The following is a 9,471-nucleotide window of genomic DNA, read 5'->3' as shown; positions in this document are numbered from 1 at the left end:
TGAAGCCGTAGAACAGCTCCTCCTGCATCACACTTTGCTCGCCCATCATCGACTCAATCTCCTCTTACGACGAAGATTGAATCAGTGCTTCAGGACTGCTGCAACCCGGACTTTTTCAACACTATCGAGCCAGAGCGGACATTTCGCGCTCAGAAGGGATTATCACGGTGACCGGAGGGATACCCCTCCTGTCATCCTGACCGTATTTGTGCTGGATGCCCTCTCACAGGTGCGATGCCGTGGCAGGTTTTTGTAGACCTTGGCGAGAAGGAATGATCCAAAATGTAACCCTGGCCATGCCAATTGCTTCAACGATCGATGCAATCCACTCAGAGCAGGTTGATCGCAATTTGCACGTTGCCGCGCGTCGCTTTCGAGTACGGACAAATGTCGTGCGCCTCGTCGATCAGGGCTCGTGCGGTATTGTACTCCACGCCAGGCAGGCTGACGTTGAGCCGAGTGCTGAGAGAGTAGCCGTCGTCCCCGAGATTCAGATCAACCTCGGCATCGATTCTCACTCCGGCCGGCAGCGCAATTTTTTGTTCGTAAGCCACAGACGCAACCGCGCTTGCGAAGCTGGCCGACCAGCCGGCTGCAAGCAGTTGCTCCGGGTTGGTGCCGATGCGCGCCGATCCGGGTATGGAAAGCCTGATGTCCAGAAGGCCATCAGAGCTGCGCGAGGCGCCATTCTCGCGGCCACCTATGGTTGCGGTCCTGGCCGTGTAAACAACCCTTGCGATCGGGTTCATAGGCATTCTTTTGGTGGTTGTCGTACCTGCCGGAGGGGCGGCGCCGCGAACTCGATCACGCGTCGACCTCGACAACGGCGTCGGCAAAGGCCTGTGGCGCTTCCTGAGGTAGGTTGTGTCCAATGCCGCCCATGACTACCCGGTGGCTATATTTGCCTGAAAACATCTTGGCGTAAGCGCTGGCGTCCGGATGCGGCGCGCCATTGGCGTCGCCCTCGAGTGTCATCGTGGGCACGGAGATGACGGGTGCCTGAGCAAGCCGCTGCTCCAGTGAATCATATTGCGCCTCGCCTTCTGCCAGGCCGAGCCGCCAGCGATAATTGTGGATGACGATCGCGACGTGATCCGGATTGTCGAAGGCCGCAGCACTCCGCTCGAACGTGGGCTCATCGAAATTCCATTGCGGCGAGGCGAGCTGCCAAATCAGCCTGGCGAAATCGCGCGTATATTTCTCGTAGCCGACACGGCCGCGATCGGTAGCGAAGTAATATTGGTACCACCATTGCAGCTCGGCCTTCGGCGGCAGCGGCAGTTTGCCGGCTTGCTGGTTGCCGATGAGATAGCCGCTCACCGAGACCATCGCCTTGCAGCGTTCCGGCCACAGGGCGGCGATGATGTTCGCCGTCCGAGCGCCCCAGTCGCAGCCGGCAATCGTCGCCTTCTCGATACCCAGCGCATCCATCAGCGCGACGATGTCGGCAGCGATGGCCGACTGCTGACCATTGCGCATCGTCTCGTCCGACAGGAATCGCGTCGTGCCGTATCCGCGCAGGTAGGGCACGATCACGCGGCGGCCTTTCGCCGCCAGAATGGGCGCAACGTCGACATATGTGTGGATGTCGTAAGGCCAGCCATGGAGAAGGATAACGGGCGGACCGTCGGCAGGGCCGGCCTCTGCATAGCCGACATTAAGGACACCGGCATCGATCTGCCTGGGTGCGCCGAACGAGTTCTTTGCCGTGTGCATCGCAGCCGCCGTCGTCTGGTCGACTCCGCTGGGCGCCGCCTTCGCTGTCGCGGTCATGCCGAGTTCGGCAAGCGTCATGCCCATTGCGGCTGCACCGATCAGGCGACGGCGGCGCTTATCGATTTTGTCGCAAACACTGATCGTGTTCATAGTGATGTCTCTTTGTGATGAGGCAATGTGCTTTGTTCCTGCGTAGTCACGAGACGAGCTGCTGGCCGCCGTCGACGTCATATGTCGCGCCCGTCAGCGCCGTGTTGCTCATGATGTGAACGGCGAGCGCGGCGACATCAGCCGGTCCGACGACACGTCGGACTGGCAGCGTCGCGCGCAGTTCGTCGCGCCGCTTGTCGAGGTTGTCGCCGAGCAGCGACGCCGACAGTGGCGTGTCGACGAAGCCTGCGGCGATCAGGTTGACGCGTATCGGCGCGAGCTCGAGCGCGAGATTGGCGATGAGCGCGGGGAACGCGACGGTAACCGTCGAGACGATCGCGAGGCCTGGTTTTGGGCGGCGTGCGCCCGTGCCGCCCATGAATATCAGTGAGCCGGCCGACCCGACCTTGCCAGTGGCGCTGCGTGCCACATTGAGCGCGAGCAATAGGTGGTCCGTGAGATCGTGTCGTGCCTCCTCGGGAGGAACTTCGAGGGGTGAGCGATAATGGGGAGCGCTTGCAGTAACCATCACATGGTCGATCAAGTCCGGCAGATCTTGAAAGAACGACTTCAGCTGGGTCGCATCGTTGGCGTCGAAGGCGGCGGTGCCCTCAGCGCTAATCTCGCGCGCTGCTTGATCGAGGCGGTCGCGATTGCGTCCGGTGAGGATGACGCGGGCGCCTTCGGCGCGGGCACGCCGGGCGGTCTCCAGACCGATGCCGGCGCTACCGCCGATGACGACGACGGTCTGGCCAAGAAGTTCAGGTTCGCGCTGAGTGGGGATGGCTGCGGTACTCATGATTTCCTCCGATAAAGGCCGTCAGGTTGCCACGATCTCCGCAGGCCGCGGACGAATACGGCGGCAGTGTGCCGCCGTCTGGAAGCTCGTCCTACTGCGGCAGTTCCTCGCCAGACTGCTCGGCCACCATGTATTCGGCGTACCAGTCCGGCCAGTTCTCGTCGCGCTGGCCGCCGGTCCGCTTCTCGTGCTCTCCGTGGGCGACCGACGCGCGGCGCATTGCGGCGGCCAGGTCGCCCTCGGAGGCGAAGCTCGTCGCCTTCGAGTCGATCCGGCCCGGAAACCGGATGGTGATCTCCTGGAGCAGCCAGCCGTTCCCGTCGGGATCGCTGAACGTTGCAAAGGAGACGTAGCTGCGTCCCTCCGGGTCCCGACCATTGACAGCAGGCTGTCCCGGACCGGCACGGTGGAACACTTCGCTCACATCTGCACCGTGAGCGATGAGCTCGGCGCGCGCCGCTACGATGTCGGACACGATGAGATAGAGACCCTGTGTCGACCCCGGCGCGGCCGAGGTGACACCCTTGCCGAAGTGGATCGAGCCAGGCGAGCCCGGAGGCGTGAACTGCACAACCCGGAACGTATCGCCGACCGCGAAGTCGGCATCGAGCCGCCAGCCGAGGCCCTCGTAGAACTGCTTGGAGCGGTCGACGTCTGCGACCGGAATAACGACAACCTCGAACTTCAGGTCGACGGGACGTGCGCTTGCGGTGTCGGAGGTCTTTTCGCCCTGACGGGCCGTTGCGATGTCTGACATGGTCGTTTTCTTTCCAGTTGGGTGGGACCTGGTCCTGCCCGATCGTTGCCACGTAATGACCGAGCCTGTTCTGGATCTCTCTGCTGCATGTCGGCCAGAGCCAAGTTCTCTTCGACGTATTTTGACGCATCGAGCGCACGGAAACGGTCCGCCGGTGTGCAGAGTGAGATGCGCACGGTTGGCCATTCCCTCGCGTGTGAGATCGATCATCACTACGCCTCGGCGGCCGAGGTCTGGACGGCAGAAATCGAGTCGATGATTTGGTCTGTCGTGACAATCGCGCTGGCGTAGTTCGGCATGTTGATGTCGAGAGCCGCGTGCATCTCCTCATCCGAGTAGTCTGCCGTCGCGTCCCTCACCATGGTTACGTCGTAGCCGAGCTCGGCGGCGAAGCGAACGGTCGCTTCGACGCAGGTGTGTGCGATCAGTCCGATGACAATGAGTTTCTGGATTCCGTGCCTTTTCAGCTGCAGATCCAGATCCGTATTGGCGAACCCACTGGAACACCAATGTTCGGTGGCGACAGTTTCGCCTGGCTTGGGCTCGAACTCGGACCGAATCTCGCCGCCCCAGGTGCCGTATTCAAAGCTCTTGCTCTTCCATGCTCTCTTCTGGACGGGCGCGACGTAAGTCCATGTCTCATAGTCGCCCGGACGGTATCGATGATGCATTGCATAGAAGACGCGAAGCTTAGCTTGACGCGCGGCATTCAGGACTTGCAGCATGTGAGGCACGCAGCCGTTCGCCTCTGCGACAGCCCGGATGCGGGGCCATATCTTGCCCCCATCGGAAATGAAGTCGTTGTACGGATCGATCACCAGAAGTGCGGTGACCTCCCGGTCATGTGCGTGCCTCGTCATTGTGCCTCCTCCATGGAGCGGCTAGATCACAAGAAAGATGCTGCCGCTCAGTTGCTGAGCGCGGCTCGTTCGATGCTGGCCGCAAAAAGCGGCGTCTCGCCCTTGTTGTGAGCGATCGACATGGGCTGGCGCTGTGACCGAAGCACCTCGAACGGGATGCCCTGGCGCTCGAAGAAGGCCATGAATTCCTTCGTGGCCCAGGACCGGACGTGGTTGGTAAACTCACATCGGCGACTGTCGATAGCCTTGACGCTCAGCTCCCAATGCACATGGATCGTGGTGCGGCCCGTAGGCGTGAAGAGGTCTGAAACCGACTCCAGGATGAGGTGATCCTTGCGGCCGAGCGTCTCGACATAGTGTTGCACCATCAGGCTGCCGCCGATGATCTCGACATTGATCGACATGCGCTTGCCATCCGGCGCCGTCGTGAAACCCGCCGCTATGTGGGCGGGCGAACACCCCTGATATTCATGTTCCGACAGCGCGAAGCACCAGTTGGGAATGTCGATCTTCTCGATCGGCGCGTTGATGATAGCCGTAAAGCTTGAATCGACGATCTCATGATCCTCGACGGGGGCTGCCATCTTCGTGATGGGTTCGTGCGATGCGGAAGATGGCGCGATTGCTGACATGACGTTCTCCTTTGTCCCGGGTTCAATCGGGTTGCCTTGGGCGGTCGAGCAGGTGTGACTGCAAGCGGAACCCTGCTGGGGGTCAGATTTGCTGGCGCAGCGGACGAAATGCCGTCCGGAGTTCGGCGGTGAAGGCCTGGGGCTGCTCCCAGGCTGCGAAATGGCCGCCTTTGAGGAGCCGGTTGTAATGGATAAGCTTCGGATACGCCTTTTCAGCCCAGCTCTGCGGCGCCTGGTAGATCTCGTCCGGGAAGGCGCTCACAGCGACCGGGATCTTGATGCCCCTGGGGTCGAAGAAGCCTCCCGTCGGGTGGTGCGCGTTGTCCCAGTAAAGCCGCGCCGAGGAGATCGCCGTGTTGGTCAGCCAGTACATCGTGACATTGTCCAGGATGTCGTCCTTCGTCAGCCCTTCCGCTTGCCCGTCGAAGACGCGTGCGATCAGCTCGTAGCTGCGGATGTCGTGGTCGAGCATCCAGGCTGCGAGACCGACCGGCGAGTCTACGATGCCGTAGAGCGTCTGCGGGCGATTGTTCATCTCGATCGCGTAGCCCAGCCCGTTCTTATAGAAGTCGTCGAGCTGGTCGTAGGCCCGCTTCTCGTCGGGCGAGAGGCCGGCGGGCGCCGGGCCGCTGGCGGCAAGCGCCTTCGAGATGTCGGCGGGCACGGTGGCAGCCATGTTGGTGTGGATGCCAAGCAAGCCCGGAGGCTCTTGCAGCGCCATCGTCTCCGACACGGCGTTGCCCCAGTCGCCGCCCTGTGCGACGTATTTCGTGTAGCCGAGACGCTGCATCAGCGTAGCCCACGCCTTGGCGATACGGGCAGGGATCCAGCCAGGTGCCGTCGGCTTGCCGGAGAACCCATAGCCCGGCAAGGACGGGATCACCACGTGGAACGCATCCGCCTCGGTCCCGCCGTATGCAGTTGGATTGGTGAGTGGCTCGATGACCTTCAGCTGCTCTATGATCGAGCCAGGCCAGCCATGCGTGACGATGATTGGCAAGGCATTCTCATGCCTGGAGCGGACATGGATGAAGTGGATGTCCAGCCCGTCGATCTCGGTGATGAACTGCGGCAGGGCATGGAGCCGGGTCTCCATCTTGCGCCAGTCGTAATCCGTCGCCCAGTACTTCGCGAGCTTCTGCATTGTGGCGAGCTGGACGCCCTGGGTGTCGTCGGCCACATTCTCCTGGTCCGGCCAGCGGGTCGCGGCGACGCGTCGGCTAAGCTCGTCGATTTCCTCCTGAGGAAAGCTGACCTTGAAGGGCCGGATCGCATCGCCCGCGGCTGCGGCGACCGATGGGAGCAGGCTGGCAGTACCTACGGCGGCTATGCCCATTGCGGCCGTGCTCAAAACCAGGCGGCGGTCCTGATCGATTACTTCGGGAGTCTTGGTCGTATTCATGGGTCTCTCCTCGGGGGGTGCTCGGTGCTGCCGAAAACTTACGCCCGCAGGACGAGAATCGCCCGTTATGTGTTGTGAGCCCCCTGTTAGTGGCTGTCAGCGCTGGTGGCTCCGGGCAGCGGGGTCCTGCCACCGTTCGCTATGGTGCAGGTGTTGTACTTGACTTAGACTATCGGCTTGGTGGCGGGCGGCTCCGAGAGAAGCGCCATGACGAGAGTGGCAGGTCAGGCCAAGGACGGACTGTCGTTCGGTCCTTTCCATCTGGTTGCGAGCGAAAGGCTCGTCACAAAAGACGGCGCTCCCTTGGCGCTGGGCTCGCGTGCACTGGACATTCTCATTGCCCTGATCTCCACGCCGAATGAAATCGTCGGCAAAAAGGATCTGATGTCGCGGGTTTGGCCCGATGTCGTAGTCGAGGAAGGCAGCCTGCGGTTTCACATGACCAGGCTCCGCAAGGCGCTGGGTGACGGAAAGGACGGCGCACGATACATCGCGACACTACCAGGGCGGGGTTATTGCTTCATCGCGCCCGTCTCGCAGATCGGCGGTCCGCGCGATGAAGAGCCTGCAGCTGCCGCCAGTTTTCCGCACGCGAATCTTCCGAGCCGCTTGGGCCGAATGGTTGGCCGGGACGACGACGTTCTCCAGCTGTCGGCTCGACTGAATGCGTCGCGCTTCGTCACAATCGTTGGCGCGGGCGGCGTCGGCAAAACCACCGTCGCGATCGCGGTCGGACATCACCTCATTGACGCCTTCGCGGGCGCTGTGCTGTTCGTCGACCTGGGAATGCTCGGCGATCCCGACCTGGTGACGACAGCCGTTGCCTCCATGCTTGGGCTGTCGGTTCAATCGAGTGACGCGACGCCCAATCTGATCGCCTACCTGCGCAACAAGCGGATGCTTTTGATCCTCGATACCTGCGAGCATCTCGTCGATGCGGTGGCGCCTCTGGCCGCAAGCATCATCGACGCGGCGTCGCAGGTCCACATTCTGGCAACAAGTCGCGAAGCGCTTCGGGTCGAAGGCGAGCATATCTACCGATTGGATGCCCTTGCCTGTCCGCCGGACGACCCAAGGCTTACGGCGGCGGTTGTCCAGACGTTCCCGGCCATTCAACTGTTCGTGGAGCGCGCGGTGGCAAGTGGCGCGCGCTTGGATGTCAGCGATGCGGAGGCCCTGATCGTCGCAAGCATCTGTCGAAAGCTTGACGGTGTGGCGCTTGCAATCGAGTTGGCGGCCCGGCGGGTCGAGTCTTATGGATTGCAACAAACCGCCGCGCTTCTCGATCAACGTCTGACTTTGCTGTGGCTGGGATCGCGGACCGCGCCACCGCGTCAAAAGACCCTGCAGGCCACGCTGGATTGGAGCTTTGGGCTACTTACCGACCTGGAGCGCGCAGTGCTTCGCAGGCTCGCTGTATTCCTTGGCCATTTCACGCTCGATGCGGTCTTGGAAGTCGTCACAAGCGCTGCCCTCGACAGATCGACGGTTCTTAATGCCATGGATAGTCTTGTTGCCAAGTCGATCATAGCGACGCGCCCGCTCGGAGCGATGATGCGCTATCGGCTCCTGGATACCACGCGCGCCTACGTCCTCGATATCAGCATAGATGACGCCGAGGCCGCCGATCTGGCGGTGCGCCACGCCGCCTACTATCGAAGATGGCTTGAGCAAACAGGTATCGAGTGGCCAGGTCTGGCGACCGGCGAGGAGCGGGCTCCTCACTTCGCCGCCATCAACAATGTGCGGGCCGCTCTGGAATGGTGCTTCGGCGAGGGCGGAAACGCCGATATCGGCATCGGACTTGCCACTGCTGCCGCGCCTGTTTTCCTGGCGATGTCCTTGTTGCCGGAGTGTCATCGCTGGTCAGAACGCGCGATATTCGCTCTCGACGATGCCGCTCTTGGCGGACTTGACGAGATGCATCTCCAGGCAGCCTTGGGTGTGTCCCTGATGTTCATGCGGGGAGGGCGTGATGCGGCGCGCGTCGCCCTGGAGAAAAGCCTGGCGATCGCCGAAGAACGCGGTGATACGTTGGATCAAGTGCGCCTGCTGGGTCCGCTCAACATGTTCCACCTGCGGACAGGCAACTTCGTGACCGCCCTCCAGTTTGCAAAACGCTGTTCAGCCATAGCCGCGACCCTGGAGGATCCGGTCGCGATTGCGTTGGCGCATACCATTCTGGGGATATCGCTTCACCTTCGTGGTGACCTGGCCGAAGCCCGCGCGGAGCTTGAGGCAGCGCTGGATCGTGGGCCACGCTCTCAGCGAACCACAACGGTCTATCTCGGTTTCGAGGGCAAAATCCTGGCCAAGGCTATCCTGGCGAGGAACCTTTGGCTGCAAGGCCATCCGGACCAAGCCATGGAACGTGCTCGACAGGCCGTCGAAGAGGCCGCCGCCATGGACCACTCGCTGACTCTGGCGATCGCCCTGATCTGGGGAATATCGGTGTTCCTGTGGGCCGGGGAACTGGAGAGCGCGGAGGCACACATCGACATGCTGATTTCCCGCGCCGAGTCCCATTCCATGGCCCCTTATCTGCTGGTCGGTCGGGGATTCAAAAGCGAAGTCGCAATCCGGCACGGGGATGCGACAGGTGGGGTCGGGGGCCTCCAGAGTTCTCTCCAAAAGCTCCACGCAGCACCTTACGAATTGCTCACGACCGAGCTCAACCTCTCGCTGGTTAGAGGACTATCCGCGATCGGTCAGGTCGACGAAGCAGCCGCGCTGATCGCTCATTCAGTTGGTCAAGTCGAAAAGAACGGTGACCAATTGTACCTTCCGGAGTTGCTGCGGATGAAGGGAGGCCTTCTTCTCCAACAACTGTCGGGACGCAATCGCGACGAGGTCGGCGCATACCTAATGCAGGCACTGGAGTTGAGCCGGAGTCAGGGCGCGCGGGCATGGGAGCTGCGAACCGCAATTGACATGACAACGTTGATGGCCGCGCGAGGCGAGATCGACGGCGCTCGCGAGCTCTTGCAATCGGTTGCGGAGCATTTCGTAGAAGGCGCGAGTACGGAAGATTTGAAGGCTGCCGCGCGCCTGTTGGCGACGCTGAACTAGCTACCGCCGATACGCGTTTACACTTTTGCAGACGGTCCGACGGCAGCTATGGGCGCATAGCCGCCGTCCGCTGTCCTTCAGATCTG

At 61.8% G+C, this 9,471-nt stretch carries 8 protein-coding genes; 1 reads left to right on the top strand and 7 read right to left on the bottom strand.

The window, feature by feature from the left end:
- Positions 1–329 precede the first annotated feature (329 nt).
- From NKH59_RS21055 to NKH59_RS21025, 7 genes are all read right to left on the bottom strand, one after another.
- Positions 330–749: an Ohr family peroxiredoxin gene (locus tag NKH59_RS21055; protein WP_353022925.1), complete on the bottom strand. Its 420-nt coding sequence runs from the start codon at positions 747–749 to the stop codon at positions 330–332.
- A gap of 55 nt (positions 750–804) precedes the next feature.
- The gene (locus NKH59_RS21050; RefSeq protein WP_352501769.1) at positions 805–1,866 is read right to left on the bottom strand and encodes an alpha/beta fold hydrolase; all 1,062 of its coding nucleotides are present in this window, start codon (positions 1,864–1,866) and stop codon (positions 805–807) included.
- A 46-nt stretch (positions 1,867–1,912) separates the two neighbouring features.
- Positions 1,913–2,665 (bottom strand): SDR family oxidoreductase, encoded by a 753-nt coding sequence (locus NKH59_RS21045; RefSeq protein WP_353022923.1) that lies wholly within the window; start codon positions 2,663–2,665, stop codon positions 1,913–1,915.
- A 91-nt stretch (positions 2,666–2,756) separates the two neighbouring features.
- Positions 2,757–3,413 (bottom strand): VOC family protein, encoded by a 657-nt coding sequence (locus tag NKH59_RS21040; RefSeq protein WP_502893785.1) that lies wholly within the window; start codon positions 3,411–3,413, stop codon positions 2,757–2,759.
- 221 nt (positions 3,414–3,634) lie between these two features.
- Positions 3,635–4,282 (bottom strand): cysteine hydrolase family protein, encoded by a 648-nt coding sequence (locus NKH59_RS21035; protein ID WP_352501766.1) that lies wholly within the window; start codon positions 4,280–4,282, stop codon positions 3,635–3,637.
- A 47-nt stretch (positions 4,283–4,329) separates the two neighbouring features.
- Positions 4,330–4,866 (bottom strand): hypothetical protein, encoded by a 537-nt coding sequence (locus tag NKH59_RS21030; RefSeq protein ID WP_352501906.1) that lies wholly within the window; start codon positions 4,864–4,866, stop codon positions 4,330–4,332.
- A 130-nt stretch (positions 4,867–4,996) separates the two neighbouring features.
- Complete coding sequence (locus NKH59_RS21025) at positions 4,997–6,316, bottom strand: epoxide hydrolase family protein (RefSeq protein WP_502908711.1); 1,320 nt, start codon at positions 6,314–6,316, stop codon at positions 4,997–4,999.
- A 207-nt stretch (positions 6,317–6,523) separates the two neighbouring features.
- On the opposite strand from NKH59_RS21025, the gene NKH59_RS21020 reads away from it, so the two are divergent.
- Positions 6,524–9,385, top strand: coding sequence for an ATP-binding protein (locus NKH59_RS21020; RefSeq protein ID WP_353022921.1), 2,862 nt, complete (start codon positions 6,524–6,526; stop codon positions 9,383–9,385).
- The last annotated feature ends 86 nt before the right edge of the window (positions 9,386–9,471 follow it).

Origin of the sequence: Mesorhizobium sp. M0998 (genome assembly GCF_040318885.1) — a bacterium.
Lineage (GTDB): Bacteria > Pseudomonadota > Alphaproteobacteria > Rhizobiales > Rhizobiaceae > Mesorhizobium.
The sequence above is the reverse complement of the archived record's forward strand: the minus strand, read 5'-3'. Positions and strand labels throughout refer to the sequence as shown.